The sequence below is a fragment of the Sphingorhabdus sp. genome (genome assembly GCF_046154385.1).
Classification (GTDB): Bacteria; Pseudomonadota; Alphaproteobacteria; order Sphingomonadales; family Sphingomonadaceae; genus Sphingorhabdus_B.
This window is the reverse complement of the sequence record NZ_JBJXFW010000057.1, coordinates 111294-128642: the sequence shown is the minus strand read 5'-3', so window position 1 is coordinate 128642 and position 17349 is coordinate 111294. Positions and strand designations below refer to the sequence as shown.

The 17349-nt window shown below is 58.9% G+C and carries 13 protein-coding genes, 1 tRNA gene, 2 rRNA genes and 1 pseudogene; 9 read left to right on the top strand and 8 right to left on the bottom strand.

Translation table 11 applies throughout. The features are described 5' to 3' along the window. From ACKVOS_RS12950 to ACKVOS_RS12940, 3 genes are all read left to right on the top strand, one after another. Nucleotides 1-311: ribosomal RNA gene (locus ACKVOS_RS12950) — 23S ribosomal RNA — on the top strand; the annotation flags it as partial. Between the two features lie 140 nt (nucleotides 312-451). Beyond that, a 5S ribosomal RNA gene (gene rrf, locus ACKVOS_RS12945) occupies nucleotides 452-566 on the top strand. Between the two features lie 137 nt (nucleotides 567-703). Then, a tRNA-Met gene (locus ACKVOS_RS12940) sits at nucleotides 704-780 on the top strand. 115 nt (nucleotides 781-895) lie between these two features. On the opposite strand, the gene ACKVOS_RS12935 is transcribed toward ACKVOS_RS12940, so the two are convergent. The 3 genes from ACKVOS_RS12935 to ACKVOS_RS12925 are packed head-to-tail and all read right to left on the bottom strand — an operon-like array spanning nucleotide 896 to nucleotide 7439. Continuing rightward, nucleotides 896-1051, bottom strand: coding sequence for a hypothetical protein (locus ACKVOS_RS12935; protein ID WP_409212399.1), 156 nt, complete (start codon nucleotides 1049-1051; stop codon nucleotides 896-898). Next, nucleotides 1051-5217, bottom strand: coding sequence for a translocation/assembly module TamB domain-containing protein (locus tag ACKVOS_RS12930; protein ID WP_409212398.1), 4167 nt, complete (start codon nucleotides 5215-5217; stop codon nucleotides 1051-1053). The genes ACKVOS_RS12935 and ACKVOS_RS12930 overlap by 1 nt, the downstream gene beginning before the upstream one ends. After that, nucleotides 5214-7439, bottom strand: a complete 2226-nt coding sequence (locus tag ACKVOS_RS12925) for an autotransporter assembly complex protein TamA (protein ID WP_409212397.1) — start codon at nucleotides 7437-7439, stop codon at nucleotides 5214-5216. Before ACKVOS_RS12925 ends, ACKVOS_RS12930 begins: the two co-directional genes overlap by 4 nt. 270 nt (nucleotides 7440-7709) lie before the next feature. Here ACKVOS_RS12925 and ACKVOS_RS12920 point away from each other — a divergent pair, with 270 nt between their 5' ends. The 3 genes from ACKVOS_RS12920 to ACKVOS_RS12910 are packed head-to-tail and all read left to right on the top strand — an operon-like array spanning nucleotide 7710 to nucleotide 11169. Then, nucleotides 7710-8711 carry a threonine aldolase family protein gene (locus ACKVOS_RS12920; RefSeq protein WP_409212396.1) on the top strand — a complete coding sequence of 334 codons (1002 nt, stop codon included), beginning with the start codon at nucleotides 7710-7712 and terminating at the stop codon, nucleotides 8709-8711. Continuing rightward, nucleotides 8708-9634, top strand: a complete 927-nt coding sequence (locus ACKVOS_RS12915; protein ID WP_409212395.1) for a DMT family transporter — start codon at nucleotides 8708-8710, stop codon at nucleotides 9632-9634. The genes ACKVOS_RS12920 and ACKVOS_RS12915 overlap by 4 nt, the downstream gene beginning before the upstream one ends. A 59-nt stretch (nucleotides 9635-9693) precedes the next feature. Next, nucleotides 9694-11169, top strand: coding sequence for a WS/DGAT/MGAT family O-acyltransferase (locus tag ACKVOS_RS12910; protein WP_409212394.1), 1476 nt, complete (start codon nucleotides 9694-9696; stop codon nucleotides 11167-11169). 36 nt (nucleotides 11170-11205) lie between these two features. Here the strand turns inward: ACKVOS_RS12910 and ACKVOS_RS12905 are convergent, their stop codons facing one another. Further along, entirely contained in the window at nucleotides 11206-11874 is a 669-nt protein-coding gene (locus tag ACKVOS_RS12905; RefSeq protein WP_409212393.1) for a PilZ domain-containing protein, read from the bottom strand. 197 nt (nucleotides 11875-12071) lie between these two features. Here ACKVOS_RS12905 and hisC point away from each other — a divergent pair, with 197 nt between their 5' ends. Beyond that, nucleotides 12072-13181: a histidinol-phosphate transaminase gene (gene hisC, locus ACKVOS_RS12900; protein WP_409212392.1), complete on the top strand. Its 1110-nt coding sequence runs from the start codon at nucleotides 12072-12074 to the stop codon at nucleotides 13179-13181. Beyond that, on the top strand, nucleotides 13181-14086 hold the full coding sequence (locus tag ACKVOS_RS12895) for a prephenate/arogenate dehydrogenase family protein (RefSeq protein ID WP_409212391.1): 906 nt from the start codon (nucleotides 13181-13183) through the stop codon (nucleotides 14084-14086). Before hisC ends, ACKVOS_RS12895 begins: the two co-directional genes overlap by 1 nt. Before the next feature lie 22 nt (nucleotides 14087-14108). On the opposite strand, the gene ACKVOS_RS12890 is transcribed toward ACKVOS_RS12895, so the two are convergent. Genes ACKVOS_RS12890 through ftsE form a run of 4 tightly spaced genes read right to left on the bottom strand, consistent with a single transcriptional unit; the run spans nucleotide 14109 to nucleotide 16945 of the window. Continuing rightward, nucleotides 14109-14798, bottom strand: a complete 690-nt coding sequence (locus tag ACKVOS_RS12890) for a lysophospholipid acyltransferase family protein (RefSeq protein ID WP_409212390.1) — start codon at nucleotides 14796-14798, stop codon at nucleotides 14109-14111. A 1-nt stretch (nucleotide 14799) separates the two neighbouring features. Further along, entirely contained in the window at nucleotides 14800-15330 is a 531-nt protein-coding gene (locus tag ACKVOS_RS12885) for a YdcF family protein (protein ID WP_409212389.1), read from the bottom strand. Beyond that, nucleotides 15327-16223 carry a cell division protein FtsX gene (locus tag ACKVOS_RS12880; RefSeq protein WP_409212388.1) on the bottom strand — a complete coding sequence of 299 codons (897 nt, stop codon included), beginning with the start codon at nucleotides 16221-16223 and terminating at the stop codon, nucleotides 15327-15329. Before ACKVOS_RS12880 ends, ACKVOS_RS12885 begins: the two co-directional genes overlap by 4 nt. A gap of 8 nt (nucleotides 16224-16231) precedes the next feature. Continuing rightward, nucleotides 16232-16945 carry a cell division ATP-binding protein FtsE gene (gene ftsE, locus ACKVOS_RS12875; protein ID WP_409212387.1) on the bottom strand — a complete coding sequence of 238 codons (714 nt, stop codon included), beginning with the start codon at nucleotides 16943-16945 and terminating at the stop codon, nucleotides 16232-16234. 279 nt (nucleotides 16946-17224) lie between these two features. Between ftsE and ACKVOS_RS12870 the strand changes: the two are divergent. Then, a pseudogene (locus ACKVOS_RS12870) lies at nucleotides 17225-17320 on the top strand (MJ0042-type zinc finger domain-containing protein); the annotation flags it as partial. Between the last annotated feature and the right edge of the window lie 29 nt (nucleotides 17321-17349).

Here is a 17349-nt window from a genome sequence, read left to right as displayed (position 1 = left end):
TACGTGAGCTGGGTTCAGAACGTCGCGAGACAGTTTGGTCCCTATCTGCCGTGGGCGTCGAAATTTGAGAGGAGTTGACCCTAGTACGAGAGGACCGGGTTGAACATACCTCTGGTGTACCTGTCGTGGCGCCAGCCGCGCAGCAGGGTAGCTATGTATGGACGGGATAACCGCTGAAAGCATCTAAGCGGGAAGCCTCCCTCGAGATTAGATTTCATCGAGTCGTAGTAGACCACTACGTTGATAGGTTGGGTGTGGAAGCGCAGTAATGCGTGAAGCTAACCAATCCTAATTACTCTTTTCGCGCTTGAAGTCCCACCATCAATGACAGTGCTGAAAGCTTCAGCCACGTCAAAACATTGTGGATGATTAAAGTCACACCAGATAATTTCCCTGCACGGGCATCGATTATAACCCAAATTCACTTTACTAGTGAGCGCCTGCTTCATTGCTTGGTGACCATAGCGTTTGTGACCCACCCGATCCCATCCCGAACTCGGCCGTGAAACCAAACTGCGCCGATGGTACTACCGCTTAAGCGTTGGAAGAGTAGGGCGTCGCCAGGCATTGCAGCCGGCGCTTGCTAAGTATGTGCATTGGATAAGCCCATTCATAATTCAAAAGGCGGACGGCTGTCGAAATTCGATAGTGTCCGCCTTTTTTCGTTTTTGGTCAGATGCTTTGGCGTCGATCATGTTGGTAGCGCGGGATGGAGCAGCCCGGTAGCTCGTCAGGCTCATAACCTGAAGGTCGTAGGTTCAAATCCTACTCCCGCAACCAACTTTCCCCAATAAAACAGAGTTTCACAAGCCTCGCTGTTACCAGCGGGGCTTTTGTTGTTTTAGGTTAGACATTTAGTGGCCTAGCGTTTGAGTCGTTTGTAATCCTTTACCCCTCAACGCTGCTCCCCCGCCTCCTGCTTTTCCTGCTTTGCCCGCGCCGCATCGATCTTTGCCTCTGCCGCCTTCACCTTTTTCTCGGTCTCGGCATATTGGCTGTCGAAATCCTGTTGGCAGGCGCCGAGCAGCAGGAGAATGCAGAGCGCGCGCATCAATAATCCTTTTTGTAGCGGACGTTGACGTTGGATGTACCGGTGGTGCCGATCTGGCTCAACACCGAAAGCGCAGGCGTTAGGCTGATCTCCAGCTGTGTCGCGGTATAGCCCCGCGCATCGGTGACGATTTCGACATAGACATCATTGGTGATATATTGGCCGAACGCCACGGCCATTTCGCGGCCTGTCGCCTGATCCGCGCCCAATATGCGCAGGCGGTTGAGGCCGGTGGCCGATTGCAGCACGCTGAGCGGATTGAGCCCGCCCGATCCGCCGCGCAAATTGTTGAGCGATGCGGCAAGCTGCACCGCCTGTATCGCGCTCAATTCGCCGATCGAATTGCCGAACAGGATGCGCGCCATGATCTCGTCCTGCGGCAAGGCGGGGGTAGAGCTGAAGCTGATATCGGGGTTCTGGCCGGTGCCACGGATATTGACGCGCACCGTCGTGCCGTCGACCTCGCTGGCCGCCGCGATGCGGATGGACGGGTTGGTGGCAGGGCCACCGTTGAAGCTGATCCGGCCATTTTCCAGCTCGAACGAGCGTCCGGCAAAACCGAGCGTGCCGCGCACCAGTTCCATCTCGCCCGACATGCGCGGCGCGTTGCTGGTGCCGGTGACGCGCAGGTTGGCGCCCCATTCGGACTCCAGCCCCATGCCGCTGACATAAAGTTCATCCGGTGCGGTCAGTTTGATGTCGAGTTTCCAATTGCTCGACAGCGTGCTGATCGGGTCGGCATCGCCCGATACACGCGGACGGCCCGACGCCGCCTTGCGCCGTACGCCGGTCAGGGTGGCGACCGAGGCGGCACCCTGTCGGATGATCTTGAAACGGGTTTCGGGCAGGCGCAACGTCCCGCTGATCAGCGCGTCGCCGTCGGGGGTGTTGGTGACGCTGATCTGCCCCGTCGCGGTGGTGGTTATCAGCTCGCTGCGCGCGACGCGGGCCTGGTTGAGGTCGAGGTCGAGTTGCAGGGGGAAGCCCTTTTCGGAGCTCAGATTGACAAAGCCCTTACCGGTAACGGTCCCCTTGCCCGCCATGGCGGACAGTTCGGTCACCTCCAGCTGGTCGTTGGTGAACAGCCCGCGTACCCGCAGCTTGGTAAGGCGCGTGCCGTAGACGTCATTTTCGTAAATCAGGTCGTTGGCGCGCACGACGCCGGTCAGGCGCGGGGTCTGCACGCGGCCGGAGAAATCCGCTGCGACGCCGATATTGCCATCAAGGCTCTGGTCCGCCAGCGCGGCGAGGGAGAAGAGCGTGTCGGCAGGGCCATTATAGCGGATGCCGCCCGACAACGGCGCGGCGAGCAGGCGCTCGGTCCAACTGGCATTGCCCGGCGGCAAGGGGGTGAGGTCGATCTGCATGCGGCCCACTGCGGCGCCCAGACGGCGGATGATCGCGCGGGCGTTGCCGCCATCGGGCAGCAGGCGGCCGACGAGGCTGATGTCCACCGGCTGCGACCGCGACCCCAGATTGCTGCGGACAAAGCGCCGGATTTCCAGCCGCGCATCGGCGCGGGGTAAGGCGGCGAAGGAGGCTTGCGACCAGTCGATGCTACCCGTCGCGCGGCCCCGGATGCCGAGCCCCGGCAGGAAGGGATTGATGACCGCGATGTTCACATTGTCGAGCCGCGATTGCAGCTCCAGCCCATCGCCATAGCTGCCGGCCAGCTTCACCGTGCCGTTGGCGACGCGGATGGTGGACAGCTTGATTTCATATTCATCGCGCCTAGGCACGATGCGTAAGGGGCCTTCGGTCGAAAAATCGATGCTGTTGGCCCGGCCCTTCGCCGCGATGCGCCATAGTTCGGGCGTTAGGTCGGCGTTGGCGGCGATGCGGAAGGGCACCTGGCTGCGTCCTTCGGCGAGGATCTTGGCGGTGCCGGTGCCGCCGCGATAGTCGACCTTCGCCCGCGCCGCGGCCAGTTCGATATCGTTGAGCAGCGCATTTTGGACCTGCACGTCGGCGACGATCTGCGGGCTGTCGTAAAGTATGATGTCGGCCTTGATGGCCCCGCGCCCGATGGCGAGCGTCTGCTCCCCGCCGGTAAGTTCGGCGTTGGTTGCGACCGCATCGACTAAGGCGCGCTGGTACTGGCCCTCAGCCGACAGCGCGATGGTGCCGTCAAAGCCTGCGCCCGCGCCGTTCAGCGTTCCCAGGAACGGACCCGACGCCGCCTGCTGCACCCGGCCGGTCAGGCCAATGCCTGCAAAATCGCCGCGCAATATGTCGATGGTGAGCGGTCCGTTGCCTGACAGCACGTCGATATCCCCGCTGATCGGCCCATAGTCCGTCGCGCCGGTCAGCGTGATCGCATAGCCTTTCGCGCTGCGGGTCACCAGCCCGACCACATTGGACAGGCCGACGCCAAAGCCCGGCCGCGACGCGGTGACACGGGCCACGGGGCGCTCGAATGTGCCGGTCAGTTGCACCGCCACAGGACCATATTGGTTGGAATAGCCCGCGCCGTTGAACACAACGCGGCCACCCTCGGTCACATAGGTTCCGTTGCCGCTGTTCAACCGGAATTGCGGCGCGACCACGCTTGCCCGTGTGATGCGCAGCACGCCGTCGGTGCCGTAGCGGATGCCCGCATTGACGAACATCAGCCCGCCGAGGAATTTCTGCACACCGGGGCTGAACAATTTGGTCGACCGCGCCTTGACCGTGCCGACCAGCGCATAGCCGCGCCCCAAGGTGGTTTCGAGATCGACATCGGCGACCATGTTGAACAGCCCGACCGAGCTCACTTCAAACCCGTCCACCTTGCCGTTCAGCGCGCCGGTGTAGAAACCCTTGCCAATGTCCCCAACGATCAGCGCGGTCGCATTGATCCGGTCGGACCGGATTTTCATATTGTCGGACAGCAGGCGTCCATTAGCGATGGCGATGTCGCCATTCATTTTGACATTGGTCAGCAGCCCGCCCGCAATCTGGTTGATGCCCGTCACGCGCCGCGCAACGGCATTGACCGGAATGAGGAAGCGGTCTTTCCTGCCCTGCGCCTCGCCGGTGACGCGCACATCTTCGAACGTCGTCCGGTCAAAAGCGAGCCGTGTCGCCGTCGCCGAATAGGCCACCGTCGGCGCGGCAAAGGCGCCGTTCAACAGGGCTTTCCCCCGCACATTCGTGCCGCTGACATTGCTGCCGATAATCGCGGGACGCAGAAGCTGGATATCCAGCGCCAGATCGTCAAACGCCCCCTGCCCCAGATCCACCAGACCGCTGGCACCCAGCACGGCGGAGGCCGAACGCACGCTGCCTTTGATATTCGCAACACGCTGGTCGAAGGAGGCCGACAGATCGACCAGGGCAACGGGCGACAACCCGCGCACGATCAGGCTATCCGCCATCACCTTGGCGGGGGCCGTTTCGCCCTTGGCCGTGAAGGTCCCGTCCCGCGCGGTCAATGCAACATCCGCCACCTGTTCCGCGCCCATGCTGGCGGTCAGGCGGCCATCCCATTTCTGCCAGCTTCCGCGCCCTTGCAGCGCGGCCTGAACCGGCACATCACGTCCCATCAATCCGGCAACCAGACCCTTGGCAGGGGCATCAATTTTCAGGTCGACATCAAAGCGGTTATCGTCCGGCACGGCATCGAGCTTGAGCGCCAGCCTGTCGCCTTGCGCCGATCCTGCGGTCGCCTCGACCACCGCACGCCGGTCGGCAATCCGCGCCTTGCCGTAAAAACTTGCAACCTGTTCTTCGCCAGTAATCGCTTTGGCAAAGACGATGCGGTCCACCCGTAACCGGTCGATCCGGATATCGAGATCGGGCAGCAACGGATCGCCCCGGTCGGGAACGACATTGAACGCCGGCATCCGCGCCACATTCAGTTCGCGCGCGGTCAGCGCATCGACATCAACGACACCCGTCAGATAGGCGAAGGGATGCAAGTCGAGCCGGATTTCGGGGGACCACGCAAAGGCACCCTTCGGGTCGCGAAATTGCACATCGCGCAGCACCGCGCCGCCATAAATCGATCCGTCAATCTTCCCGATCCGGATATTCAGCCCGTTTTCAAGCGCAACTGCGGCCACCTGCCGCGCGACGAAAGCACGGCCCGATTGCGTATCCAGCCAGACATAAGCGCCAAACAGCACGGCCAGCAGCACGCCCAACAGGGCTGCGCCACCAATTGCGAGGCGACTGCCGAGCGTCAAAACGCCTGCCCTATCGAGACATAGACGCTGATCTTGGATTCGCCCTGTTTCCGGTTCAGCGGTGTCGCCAGATCCAGCCGGACCGGTCCGAAATTGGTGTAGAAGCGCCCGCCAATGCCAAGGCCGAAGCGCCAGTCGTCAAATTTGGGAATGCTGCTTTCATAAACCTGCCCGGCGTCGACAAAGCCCGCGACACCGAAATTGCCGAAACGGTAGCGTGCCTCCAGCGCGGCTTCGTTCATGCTGCGCCCGCCAATGGGGTCGCCGTTCAAGTCCTTCGGTCCCAGTTGCTGATAGCCGAAGCCACGCACCGACCCGCCGCCACCGCCATAGAAACGCCGCGAGGGCGCCAGATCATCGCGTCCGGTTCCGCTGATCGTACCGACGCGCCCGCGCGCGGCCAATACAAGGCTGTCGGTCGGCGAATAATAATAGGACCCGTCGAGGATAGCGCGGGCGTAAATCCGCTTTCCGCCACCCAGCGATGCTTCGGGGGACAGCCGCAAATTCAGGCGATAGCCTTTGGTCGGGTTCAGCAAATCGTCCGACCGGTCAAAACCGACCTGCCCCGGCAGCGCCACGACATAATAGATGCGCCGGTTGCGAAGGCCGCGCGCCACGTCAAACTGGTCTTCCGATGTGGCCAATATTTCGAGACCCGCCGACCAAGTAAATTTCTTCTGCCAGATCGGTGTCGAGGCATAGCTGTAAAAGGCGGCGATCCGTCCGGTATAGGCTTCAAACGCGTCATAATTGCTGTGCAACGCCGACAAGGACATTTCAAAGGTGCGGTCGCGCTTTCCGGCATTGGCGCGGGAAAACGCAACGCTCGCGGCTTGTTCTTGTGTTCCCAACACCCCCGCCGCGGTCAGCGACCCTTCGGGTGGGAACAGATTCCGATGGGTCCAGCTTCCTTCGACCCGAGGGCCCTGGCCGGTGCCATAACCGGCACTGATCGCCAGGGTGCGCGCAGGCCCTGCCTCTTGCCGGACAAGCAAATCCGCATAGGGCGTGCCGTCGGGAGCCATCCCCTCGCCGGGCACAGGTTCGACCGACACGGTCGAGAGCAATCCGGTGGCAACCAGTGCAGCACGCAGATCATCGACCTTGCGGCTGTCGTACAGATCGCCTGTCTTGAAGCGCCGCAATATGGCGACATGTTCGGCGTCAAAGGCTTCGGTGCCCTCGCTCTTGATCTGCCCGAACACGCTGCGCGCACCGGGATCGATTGGAAGGGTATATTCCCCGAGCCCCTTTTCGCTATCGAGCAATATGTCGCGCTGTCCGACGGTTGCGAAGGGATAGCCACTTTCAGGCAGCTTGATCGAAATATTGGCTTCGGCGGCCAGAATCGTGTCGGCAACAATGGGATCGCCGCTTTTGGGCACGAAATTGCTGGTGATCAGGTCCGCAGGCTCGACCGCTTTCGTTTCGAAACGAATTTCGCCCAGATAATAACGCCGACCGGGAACAACATTCAGGGTGACATTCAGGGGCTCTGCCGCAGTGGGCCCATTGCCTTCCGCTGCCGCCGCGTTGGTCCGCTCGGTCGCCACGCGCACGGCGGCGTCGTAAAAGCCTTCGCTGGTCAGGATATCGAGCAGCAACTGCCGGTCGGCCCGCGCGCGTTGGCTGATCACGGCGCGGGTGTCGGCACGCCCGCCATTTCTGCCGAGCGCGGACAGATCGTAAAAGCGGCGCAGACTATTGCGATAGATATTTCCGTCCGCGTCGACCGCAATGTCGGCGCTTGCTTCCGGATCCAGTCCGTTGATCTTGACCACATAGCGCACCGACTGGTTGTTCTCATTTTCCGCCGCTTCGGTGGGTTGCGGCGGCGGTTCGGCGTCGAACACATCGATCGATGGCAGCGGTTCATCCAACAGAGGGTCGACGACCGGCGGATCGCTCAGAATTTCGACCGCGTCGCCGTCGCGCAAGGCCGGATTTGCGGCTTCCTCTGTGGTTTGCCGGGTTTGCTGCCGGACATCTTCGCTCGCGCCCGTTTCATCGCGGGCGTCCTGCTCGCGCTGCCATTCCTCCACCGATTCCAGCGGCTTGTCGTCAAGGCTGGGAATCGCGGCGTCAAATTCTTCGTCGCTGATGATCGGTTTGCCGGAGTCTTCGGGCACAGGCGCAGTTTCAGCCGCGCCGGCCGGATTCTGGGCAAGCACGGGGGCCGTCGCAAAAGCGAGATGCAGCACAGCCAAGGATTTGATCAAAAACGCATCTCCAGACACCCAAACGCACGAAATCAAAAAAGGCTCCCTGTGCTTCCGATAGCTTGGCAAAAAAGAGATGCAACCGCGAAGGGTGTCGGCGATGCGGATTGCGGTGGATGGAGGTTCACCTCTCTTCTCTCCGTCACCCTGGACTTGGTTCAGGGTGACGGTGACTTTACAGAAGTCGATGAACCCATAGATTGCCGCGATTCCACGCGCCGCCACGCTAACCGCTTGACGCCGGTGCGCATTTCCTTTCTTGCGCAAAACATGCGTTTTTTCTCTGACAATGCGGCCCCCGTTCACCCCAAGGTGATGCAGGCCATCGCCGATGCGAACCAGATTGATACCGCCTATGATGGCGACCGCTGGAGTGCGCAGTTGGATGCCCGTTTTTCCGAGACGTTTGGTTGCGACGTGGCCGTGCTGTGGGTCGCCACCGGCACCGCCGCCAACTGTCTTGCGCTCACCTCGCTGTGCCAACCGCATCAGGGCATTATTTGCCACCGCGAAGCGCATATCGAGGTCGATGAATGCGGCGCGCCCGGATTTTATACGGGCGGTGCAAAGCTGATGCTGGTCGACGGCGATGGCGCGAAGGTTACGCCGCAGGCCGTTGGCGATTTGCTGGGGACGATCCGCAACGATGTGCATCAGGTGCAGGCCGCGGCGCTGTCGGTGACCAACGCCACCGAATATGGGCTGACCTACCGCCCTGCCGAAGTGGCGGCGTTGGGCGAACTGTGCCGGACACGCCATATCGGTTTCCATATGGACGGCGCGCGTTTTGGGAACGCAGTGGCGTCGCTTGGCTGCCATCCCGCCGACGTCACCGTCCGTGCAGGCGTCGATGTGCTTAGTTTCGGCTTTGCCAAAAATGGCGGCATGGGTGCGGAAGCACTGGTCTATTTCGACCCCGCCCATGCGGACGCCGCGCGCTATCGCCGCAAGCGCGCCGGGCATCTACAGTCCAAGGGCCGCTTTCTGGCGGTGCAGTTGCTGGCGATGCTGGACGATGATTTGTGGCTGGCCAACGCCCGTGCGGCCAATGCGGCAGCGGCGATTATTGCCGATGCGGCGCAAGGCCGTCTGCTCTATCCGGTGGAAGCCAACGAGATTTTCGTTCGCCTGACCGCCGCCGAAGCCGCCAGCTTGCGCGCGCAGGGTTTTGACTTTTACGACTGGGGAGAAGGTGCAGCGCGTCTGGTTACGAGTTGGCACCACATAGAGGACGATGTCGCACCGCTCGCCCGCGCGATTGCCGCCCTGTGAGCCGATCCGACCCTGAACCCATTGCCGAACCCGGGCTGCTGACGCCGCGCGTCCTGATCCCCTTTGTGTTTGTGTCGCTGATCTGGGGATCAACCTGGTTCGTGATCCGCGACCAATTGAGCGTCGTCCCGTCAAGCTGGTCGGTGACCTACCGCTTTACCGTGGCGTCCATCGGTATGTTCCTTCTGGCGCTGGTCATGCGCCAGCCCTTACGTATTGACCGGGAGTTTCTGGGCTGGGCCGCTTTTCTGGGGCTGGTGCAGTTTTCGCTGAATTTCAACTTCGTCTATCTGGCGGAGCATCACATTACCTCGGGTCTGGTCGCCGTGATTTTCGCGTTGCTGATCATTCCCAATGCATTGCTCGGCAAATGGTGGCTGGGGCGTCCGATCGGACGGCCGTTCATCATCGGGTCGGCGATTGCCACCACCGGTGTCGGCTTGCTGATGCTGCGCGAATATCGCGTCGCACCGGTCGGCGGAACGGAGGTGCTTATCGGGCTGTCCTTCACCATCGCGGCCGTGGGCTTCGCCTCCATTTCCAATGTGCTGCAGGTAACGCCCCGCATCGCCCGCTTTCCGACCGTTACGATTTTGGCCTGGTCAATGCTCTGCGGCGCAATCATCAACGCCATCATCGCGTTCGTCGTCGCCGGCCCGCCGGTCATTGACCCCCGCCCGGCCTATCTGGGTGGCGTGCTCTACCTTGGCATTGTCGGCACCGTGCTCACCTTCCCGGCCTATTTCCGCCTGATCCGCGACATTGGCCCCGGCAAGGCGGCCTATACCGGCGTGCTGATTCCGGTGATCGCCATGCTGATCTCGACCGCTCTTGAAGGTTATCAATGGTCGTTGCTCGCCATTTCAGGCGCGGCGCTGGCGATGATCGGGCTCGTCGTCGCCATGCAGACCCCCAAAGCTTAGGACTCGCCTTCGCAATAGAATCGCGATAGCTTCCCTGCAAAATAAGGCAGGAGAGGGCTATGGAGCAACTAAGCGGGCAAGACGCGAGTTTCGTCTATCTGGATACGCCGAACACGCCGATGCATATCGGGTCGGTCGCGATTTATGACCCGTCCACGGCGCCGGGCGGGTTCGTCCGCTTCAAGGATATCTTGCGGCATATCGAAGGGCGCTTGGACAAGGCACGCAGTTTCCGCCAGAAACTGGTGCGGGTGCCGTTCGACCTCGACCATCCTTATTGGGTCGAGGATGCGAATTTCGATCTCGAATATCATGTCCGTCACATCGCCCTGCCGCAACCGGGGGACTGGCGGCAATTGTGCATCCAGGTCGCGCGTCTGCATGCGCGGGGGATGGACCTGACCAAGCCGCTATGGGAGTTCAACATTGTCGAGGGGCTCGACAATATCCCCGGCATTCCCAAAGGCAGCTTTGCCCTCGTATCCAAGGTTCACCACGCCGCAATTGACGGCATGTCGGGCGTGGAGCTGAGCGCGGCGGTGCATGATCTGGAACCCAAGGAAGTGCCGGAACCAGCGCCATCAAGCTGGAAGCCGGAGAGCGATCCGAAGCTTGCCGAAATGTTGATGCGGACATGGTTCAATTCGGTGACCCAGCCGGTGAAATTCGCCAAGACGGTCGCCAACACCGTGCCCGGCATTGCGCGGCTGACCAAGGAAATTGCGGGCGGTGACGTCTCGCTGAAATCCACGCGCATGGCGCCGCAGACCATCTTCAACGGCAAGGTCGGCCCGCACCGGGTGTTCGACGGCGTGGTCTATTCGCTCGCCGATATCCGCGCGATCAAGGACCGGATCGAGGGCGCGACCGTCAACGACGTGATCCTCGCCATCATCGGAGGGGCCTTGCGCGAATATCTGATGGGCCACGACGCCCTGCCCAAGCCCAGCCTGACCGCGATGGCCCCCATTTCGGTGCGGGCAGACGGCGAGAAGGAATCGCTGGGCAACCTCGTCTCCGCGATGATGGTGCAGCTCGGCACGCATATCGCCGACCCGGCGGAAAGGCTGCGCTATATCCATAAGGAAGTGAAGAACAGCAAGGCGATGACCAACGCCGTCGGCGCGCGGACGCTGACCGATTACAGCCAGTTCATGCCCGCCGCGCTCGCCGGACTGGGCGCGCGGCTGTATACAAGGCTCGGCATATCGAACCTGCACTCGCCCGCGTTCAACTGCGTCGCGACCAACGTCCCCGGCCCGCGAGTCCCGCTCTATTTTGCAGGCGCAAAGCTGGTGCGGATGATGGGTCTGGGGCCGGTGTTCGACGGCATGGGCCTGATCAACACGATCTACAGCTATGGCCCGGAAATCGCCATTTCCTTCACCAGCGACCGCGCGATTATGCCCGACCCGTCGGCCTACGCCGCCGCGCTGCAACGCTCATTCGAAGCCTTACGCGACGCGGATTTCAGCGAGGTGAAGGTGGAGAAGGCGGCGAAGCCTGCGAAGAAGGCGAAGGCTAAAGTAAAATAGTTCTTGCAAAGCCGCCCGGTAAAAGGCGTGCGCAAATCAATGCGTATGACGGGCCATCGATATAGGATGATCCATCTTTGGTATCGGACTCGCAAAATCGAGCAGCCACTCTTGTAAGTCGGTATATCGCAGGGGATGCCGGAATTTGATTCCGGCCCGGTTGCCATCCACCCACGCGATGGTGGCGTGATGCGCCGAAATTCCGTCGGCTATAATCTTCAATATGTGACCGGAACGCAATTTTGCACGAGCCGGGATATCCACCAACCCGGCGCCTGACAGTCCGATGTCGGCCATGTTACAGGAAAAACAGCCGCCATCGGTCACGATGACGATATTCGCGAAACACTGGTAACGCGGTGCCCGAGCCTTGATCCGGTCGATTTTGCTTTCGGAGCGCGACAGGAATTTGGCAACATCAATGGCGGTATCAAATTGAACGCCAGCGTTGCCATCCTTTACCCACATTATGCGACCCGACATTTGCAAATCCGATCTGAGTTCGAGTGCCATGCGCTGGCCGATCTGCAGGGCCACATTGGTTTCGACACGCGCGCCCATCGACGAAATATTTCGAATCCGGCAGATCGATTGTACCGCCCCTGACGAAAATTTAGCGATAAGCATAACGGCGACGTGACGCTCGCTGGATCGTCTTTCGACCAGTTCGGCAACGGTATTTTCTGTCACAGCGATTTGCATCATATCACTCCGTCAAACATAAAGTGCCTGAACGTCATTGAATTGAAGACGGGTTCCAGACATATATGGTTAACGGCATGACATGCGATTTGTTTAACTGCGGCCGATAATGGGCCATTTCTGGATCATTTGATCGCCGAGTTCGCGTCAGATCCGCTCCTTTTGGCTCCCGCTGGTTGATTGCATTTCGTCTCCAGTCTATGGCGTCGCGCATGAACCAACCCGAAGCCAAACCGTGGATCAATGCAATTCACGCCTACACCCCTGGTAAAGCCAAGTCAGAAGATGGCCGTCCGCTCATTAAATTGTCTGCCAATGAAAATCCGTTGGGATGCAGTCCTGATGCCATCGCGGCGTTAGTTGATGCACGCACAAGTCTGGCCCGTTACCCCGACCCTGCCAGCACGGCATTGCGCGAGGCCCTTGGAAAACATTATGGCCTGGAAAGCGACCAGATTGTCTGCGGGACCGGCTCTGATGAATTGCTGAATCTGGCGGCGATGGGATATGCAGGGGCAGGCGATGAGATAATCTATGTCCGTTACGGCTTTTCTGTTTATGATATTGCCGCGCGCAAATGCGCCGCGACCGTCATTGTCGCCCCGGACAAGGATTATGGGACGGACGTGGACGCCCTTTTGGCGTTGGTGAATGATAAAACCCGGGTGGTATTTGTTGCCAATCCCAACAATCCGACAGGAACATATGCGAGCGATGACGACATCGCCCGCCTGCACGCCGGATTGCCGGCGCACTGTTTGTTGGTGCTTGATCAGGCATATGGGGAATATCTGGACAGTGACGGTCCGGCATCGTTCGATCTCGCGCGTCAGCATGGCAATGTCCTGATTACCCGTACTTTTTCGAAAATTTACGGGCTGGCGGCCGAGCGGATTGGGTGGGCATATGGTCAACCGCATGTGATCGAAACGATGAATCGCATCCGTGCTCCGTTCAATGTAACCGCAGCCGGGCAAGCAGCAGCGATTGCCGCGCTCGCAGACACTGAATTTGTTGCCAAAAGCCGCGACTATAACCTCAAAGGACGCGAATGGATGGCGGGCGAAATTGCCGCTTTATCGAACCACGGCCTGAAAGCGGTGCCGTCCTGGGCTAACTTCCTGATGGTGATGTTCGAAGGAAGTGTCAGCGCGGAAACGGTGTATAAAGGGCTGATGGATGCCGGCTATATTGTCCGTTGGTTGCCGGGGCAGGGACTGGGCAATGGCTTGCGGATTACCATTGGCACCGAGGCTGAAAATCGCGGCGTGGTCGATGCATTGCGGGCGATTTTGGAATCGCATAGCTGATGCTACCTTTTGCCCGTCTGACGATCATTGGTCTTGGCCTTATCGGTTCGTCCGTCGCAAGGGCGGTACGTGCGAATATGCCAGATGTGCGGATTACAGGTTATGATGCCGACGTAAATGTGCGTGCCCGGGCCGTTGCGTTGGGCATTTGCGATGATGTGACGGATACAGCAGGCACCGCAGTTATCGACGCCGATCTGGTCATTTTATGCGTTCCTGTAGGTGCCATGGGCGCTGTAGCCGAAGAATTCGCCGCCGATCTCCCGACCGGAGCAGTCGTCAGTGATGTCGGTTCATGCAAGCAGAGCGTTGCCGAAGCGTTAGGGGCCGTTTTGCCGGGCGCAACAATCATTCCGGCGCATCCGGTTGCCGGGACCGAAAAAAGCGGGCCGGACGCAGGTTTTGCTACCCTTTTCAAAGGACGCTGGTGCATTTTGACGCCACCCGACGGTGCCCCTGAAGCCTCTGTGGAGGCGCTGCGGACATTTTGGCATAGGCTTGGCGCAGAAATCGAGACCATGGATGCGCGGCATCATGATATGGTTCTTGCCATCACAAGCCACCTTCCGCACTTGATTGCTTATACTATTGTCGGCACGGCGGACGATCTTCAGGGTGTGACGCAAAGCGAAGTCATTAAATATTCCGCCGGTGGTTTCCGCGACTTTACCCGCATCGCCGCAAGCGACCCTGTCATGTGGCGCGACGTGTTTCTGTCAAACAAGGACGCGGTTCTGGAAATGCTTCAAAGATTTTCCGAAGACCTGTCCGCACTGCAACGGGCCATCCGGTATGACAAGGGCGACGAGCTGGAGGCGCTGTTTACGCGTACCCGCGACATCCGGCGTTCAATTGTCGAGCAGGGGCAGGATGATGATGCGCCTGATTTCGGACGCAAGCACTGAATCGACGCAGCTAATTCTCAAATCAGTTGTTGAGGGCGTTCATTGCGGCATGAACCCGGGCCTCGACCTCATTGCGGGGCAGACCTGCCGGTATTTCTGCACCAACCTTGTAAGTTATGATGCCGGGGCGTCGTAGCCAGTGATTTCGTGGCATGAGCCTGCCGCTATCCACAGCTACAGGGACCACGGGGACGTTCATCATTTTGTACAGTCCGGCAAAACCCGATTGCAATGCTGGACATTCGCCGTGCAATACTCGCGTTCCTTCCGGAAAAATAATGATGGGCCGACCGTCGGCCAATAATGCTTTCGACCGCGCAAGCATATCGCGCAACGCCGACGCACCGCCATCGCGATCAACGGGGATCATGCCATAGGCAAGGGCCGCCTTACCCCAGAAAGGAATATCGAATAATTGCCGTTTGGCCACGACAGACGGTCGACGAAAGACGCGCGGCATATCGATGGTTTCGTACATGCTTTCATGCTTTATGGCGTATAGGACAGGCCTGTCCGTCATATTACCAATGATCCTTACATCGATGCCCAATATCCATTTGGCACAGAAATACTGGTATCTTGCCCAACCGCCAACGGCCCAGTGCATTAACGCGGGCGACGTAAAACTGCCAATGAACGCAATCACGGCATGAAAGATGGAGCCGCCAAAGAAGATGACGGTGAACAAAGCTGTCCGGACTGCGCAAATCACTTTAAATGCCCAAAAGAGAAGCGACCGCACGCAACCAATATTTGTTATATTCCTTGAACAGTGCGTTCAGCGACGGTTGTGATGCCACGGCATCATTTGTCACGATAATGTCGTCCGCCAAAGCCCGGTCCAGTTCAAATCTTGCACGGCGCATATGCCAGTCATGTGTCACGAGTCGTAATGATTTGACCTTGTTCCGCTTTGCCCATCGGGCTGTTTCCAGGGCGTTGGAGCGGGTGTCGACAGATTGGAATCCCAAATCAATACAGCATGTGAAATAGCGCGATGATCCGGCATATTGCGCCGCGAGTTCACGCGGCTTCACATCGCGATCAACCCCTGAAATCAGCATCTTGTCCGATTTCCCCGCTTTCAGGATTTCAATACCCCTGTCGATCCTGTTCGGCCCGCCGGTCAGGACCACGATAGCATCCGTTTTTGAAATAACCGCCGGCTGCGGAAGCAACATTGCAAACCAGGCAAAGCCCAATACCCATGCGAGCAACACAAAGGATAACAACCGTCTAATCATAACATCTTCTTGAGTGCAGACACCACTGTCCACCGGGCCATAAGCATAGCGAGACCGGTGACGACAAGGGGAATAATCGCCAAGGCTGCCCATCCATAGACGGGCAAAGATGCTCCTGCAAGCAAACCTGGTTCCACGGCTGCAATCCGTCCGCCAAGAGTTAGAACAACCGCCGCCGCTGCGCCAAATCCGACCACGCCGCCGAGCAACGCATCAAGAGCAACACGGCGTTGAAACAGGCGGGCCGCTTGCAAGTCTGTTCCGCCCATCATGTGCATGATCTCGATTGTCGCGCGATGCGTATTGAGCGTGCTGCGAACGGTCAGTATGACGACAGCCGACGTTGCAATTAGCAACAATAGGAAAATGGCGATTGCCAAATAGATCAGCGATGCCATCAACTGGAAGAATGGCGCCATCCAGCTGCTATGTGAATCCAGCCGGATCTTTGGCGCTTTTGTTTGTACCCGCTGCTTCAATGTTTTCAGGGTCGACGCGTCAGGCGCTGTCTTGAAACGGATATCAATTAAAGCCGGTACAGGGATATCGGTGTCTATCACATCATTTCCAAGCCACGGCTTCAAAAGGTTGCGGACTTCGCCATCCGGAACCGGATTAACCTCTGCAATGCCCGCAACTTCCCGTAACATCCTGCTGACTTCTACCTTCTGTGTGGCGCGAACCACCGGGTCGGGTTCAATGATTTGCAAGGTGGCCTGCTGTGCAAGGTCTTCGCCGCCTTTTTGAACTGCATCGAACAAACTAAGTCCGATTGCCGCGACGAGCAAAGTGAGGAAAAGCATGATTGCAATAACCCAGGGCGTTTGCCCCGAAAGGCGGCCTTCCGGTATCAGTTTGCGGTCATGTGCGGGCAGGGCGAAATCAAGCAGCATGACGTTGCCTAGTTTTTCAAAACCAGCGGACGCGGGGGGTGTCGCAGAGAGCCGGTCGGATCAGACAGGCGACCCTTGTCGAGCCGCATCATTTGCGCGCCTTCGATTTCTTGTAACAAATGGATGTCATGTGTTGCCACGATCACCGTCGTTCCCAGCCTGTTTAGCGCCTCAAACAGCTGTAATAACCGGCGCGCCATTTCGGGATCGACATTGCCTGTCGGTTCGTCGGCAACCAGCATTTCCGGCCGGCCAATAACGGCGCGCGCGATTGCAACGCGCTGTTGCTCGCCGCCTGACAAAGTAGCTGGACGCGCATCAGCGCGCTCAGTCAGCCCTATCCAGTCTAGCATTTCGGTAACGGGGTTTTGCAGATCCTTCTCCTGAATGCCGGCGATCCGCAGCGGAAGCGCAATATTGTCGAATGTCGACAAATGTTGGACGAGGCGGAAATCCTGAAAAACTACTCCGATTCTGCGGCGAAAGCCCGGCAAGCGGTCCCGCGGCAATGTAATTGCATCGTGCCCGAACATCCGTATCGCGCCCCGGCTCGGCCTATGGGCCAGATATAATAATTTCAGCAGCGAAGTTTTCCCCGCGCCCGATGCTCCGGTTAGAAAGTAAAAACTGCCTGGATATAAAGTAAAGCTTAAATCGGTCAGCGTTTCCGCGCCAGTCCCATATCTCAGTCCGACATTATCAAATTCGACGACGCTTTGCATCAGATCGCATTCACGTCAGCGAGGCAGCCGAAAGTCCACGAGCGATCATCGGTCATATGCATTTGGTTCAAAGCCATAAAACTGTCCTACGGATTTGATCGATTTTGTCCATTGCTTCGTTGACAAGATTAACCCGACAGTGGTCCGATAACTTCGCCATTTTGACGCTTCGACGACGATATTGATGGGTTCACGGCCTGATAATTCAACAACATCGTCCACAGTATTTTATGACAGCAGGGTTGCAAGTAGCGGGCGGCTCATGTTTATGGGGCGGCAATGCTGCTTGTTTGTCCTTCCTGTCGCACCCGATATGTCGTTCCGGACACTGCCATTGGCATGGATGGCCGTCAGGTTCGTTGCGCAAATTGCAAGCATAGTTGGTTTCAGGATGGCGTCATGCC

Excerpts from the sequence above, each read along its gene's own strand:
- hisC (WP_409212392.1), top strand. The coding sequence starts at position 12,072 with ATGGCGTCGCGCATGAACCAACCCGAAGCCAAACCGTGGATCAATGCA.
- ACKVOS_RS12935 (WP_409212399.1), bottom strand. The coding sequence starts at position 1,051 with ATGCGCGCGCTCTGCATTCTCCTGCTGCTCGGCGCCTGCCAACAGGAT.
- ACKVOS_RS12895 (WP_409212391.1), top strand. The coding sequence starts at position 13,181 with ATGCTACCTTTTGCCCGTCTGACGATCATTGGTCTTGGCCTTATCGGT.
- ACKVOS_RS12905 (WP_409212393.1), bottom strand. The coding sequence starts at position 11,874 with ATGATGCAAATCGCTGTGACAGAAAATACCGTTGCCGAACTGGTCGAA.
- ACKVOS_RS12885 (WP_409212389.1), bottom strand. The coding sequence starts at position 15,330 with ATGATTAGACGGTTGTTATCCTTTGTGTTGCTCGCATGGGTATTGGGC.
- ACKVOS_RS12910 (WP_409212394.1), top strand. The coding sequence starts at position 9,694 with ATGGAGCAACTAAGCGGGCAAGACGCGAGTTTCGTCTATCTGGATACG.
- ACKVOS_RS12880 (WP_409212388.1), bottom strand. The coding sequence starts at position 16,223 with ATGCTGCTTGATTTCGCCCTGCCCGCACATGACCGCAAACTGATACCG.
- ftsE (WP_409212387.1), bottom strand. The coding sequence starts at position 16,945 with ATGCAAAGCGTCGTCGAATTTGATAATGTCGGACTGAGATATGGGACT.
- ACKVOS_RS12920 (WP_409212396.1), top strand. The coding sequence starts at position 7,710 with ATGCGTTTTTTCTCTGACAATGCGGCCCCCGTTCACCCCAAGGTGATG.